The 1,668-nt window shown below is 71.4% G+C and carries 2 protein-coding genes and 1 pseudogene; 2 read left to right on the top strand and 1 reads right to left on the bottom strand.

Annotation, left to right across the window (positions count from 1 at the left end; translation table 11 throughout):
* Positions 1-547, top strand: a pseudogene (locus G6019_RS09700) (hypothetical protein); the annotation flags it as partial.
* A gap of 63 nt (positions 548-610) precedes the next feature.
* On the opposite strand, the gene G6019_RS09695 reads toward G6019_RS09700, so the two are convergent.
* Positions 611-1,162: a helix-turn-helix domain-containing protein gene (locus tag G6019_RS09695; RefSeq protein WP_182613645.1), complete on the bottom strand. Its 552-nt coding sequence runs from the start codon at positions 1,160-1,162 to the stop codon at positions 611-613.
* A gap of 131 nt (positions 1,163-1,293) precedes the next feature.
* On the opposite strand from G6019_RS09695, the gene G6019_RS09690 reads away from it, so the two are divergent.
* A partial coding sequence (locus G6019_RS09690) for an AzlC family ABC transporter permease (protein ID WP_182627494.1) occupies positions 1,294-1,668 on the top strand: 375 nt, incomplete at its 3' end.

Genomic DNA, 1,668 nt, shown 5'->3' with positions numbered 1-1,668 from the left:
CGAGGCCGACGCGATCGCCGGGCCCGAGCCCACCGGCCCCGCCTCGTCCCCCACCGTCGAACCCGGCCCCCGGCGACCGGTCAGCGTCACACCCGGCCGGTGGTTCACCCTGGTGAGCCGGGACGGCGTCGAACTCGGTTCGGCGAGGATCGATGGGATGGTGCGGACTCCGGGCTGCGGCGTGGAGCTCACCCTCAGCATCGCCACCTCCCCCGAGTCGGGCCCGGATCGTTGGTCCTCGCTCGGTCCCGCTGACGTCGCCGAGCTCCGGTCCGGTGGCGCGACCCGCGATGCCCGGGCGGTCAGCTCGGACTGCAAGGGTTCCGCTGCCTCCACCACCACGCGTCTGTCACCGGACCGCGAATACGAGATCGTCCTGGCGGTCCAGCTCGACGACTCGGCGAAGCGGGCGATGCTCCGGCCCGAGGGCACCGCGGGCTGGGCCTTCGATCTGCCGCCGCTGACCGAGGTCGCCGTCGTCGCCACCACAGCCACCACGACCACCTCGACCACCTCGGCGCTGCCGTCTGCCGAGTCCGAGGGCTGACCGGAGACGGTCTACTGCCGCGTGGCCGCAGGCATACCCGGCGTCACCTTCGGGGCGGCTGACCTATCTGACCTCGGAGATGAGCACCGCGGTGGTTCCCTCGTGCTGGGCGTCGAAGATGTGCGGGGCGTCGCCGGGGTAGCTGAGGTAATCGCCGGGCGACAACTCGACGGGAGCCGCCTCCGGGCCCACGAGCGCGGACCCCGACACCAGGATCACGTGCTCGACGGTGCCCCGGACATGCGGCGCGGACACCTTCGGACCACTGGGGTCGGCCCGGATCAGGTACACGTCCCGCCGTGCATGGGGAGGGCTGGCCGAGAGGAGCGCGGCCACGTAGTCCGCGCTGGCCGAACGGATGAGCGGAGCATCGGCGGCTCGGATCAGCGTGACGGGCTCGACGTCCTCGTCCACGAGACGGGCGAAGGGCACGCCGAGCGCATCCCCCAGTGCCCACAGGGTCTCCACGCTGGGGTTTCCCCCGCCCGATTCGAGTTGGGACACGGTTGCCTTGGAGACCCCCGAGCGTCGTGCGAGCTCGGATACCGACAGGCCTACTGACGTGCGCTCCCGCTTGATCGCGCTCCCGATCCTGGCTCCGAGCTGGGGGGTCATCCGTTTACTATAACGAACGAGTGATCAGCTTGACAGGCGCCACGTCTGCGTTCACCATACTGTCCATGCGTCCATTATGGCGAACACCGTCGCCCTCTGCGTCCGCTGCGTCCACTGCAGCCACCAGGCCCGTGTCGACCGCCGCGGCGATCGCGACGGCGATAGCCGTGGTCGGGATGGCCTACGGGTCGGCGGCGTCAGCGGCAGGCCTACCCCCGTGGCTCGTCGTCCTCGCCGCAGCCCTCGTCCTCAGCGCGTCCTCGGAGCTGGTGTTCGTCGGAGTCGTCGCGTCGGGCGGCCTGCTCTGGATCGCGGTCGGCGCCGGCCTCCTGGTGAGCCTCCGCAACGCCGTCTACGGCCTCTCGGCGTCCACGTTCCTGCCCGACCAGCGCGCCCCCCGACTGCTGTGGACCCACCTGGTCAACGACGAGAGCGTCGCCGTGGCCACGGCCCCGCAGCACCCGTCGCGCCGCTTCGCCGCGTTCCGGACGGTGGGCATCGCCCTC

The sequence above is a fragment of the Dietzia sp. DQ12-76 genome, assembly GCF_014145045.1.
Classification (GTDB): domain Bacteria; phylum Actinomycetota; class Actinomycetes; order Mycobacteriales; family Mycobacteriaceae; genus Dietzia.
Note: the sequence above shows the minus strand (reverse complement) of the source record. Positions and strands in the feature narration are given on the sequence as shown.

Excerpts from the sequence above, each read along its gene's own strand:
- G6019_RS09695 (WP_182613645.1), bottom strand. The coding sequence starts at position 1,162 with ATGACCCCCCAGCTCGGAGCCAGGATCGGGAGCGCGATCAAGCGGGAG.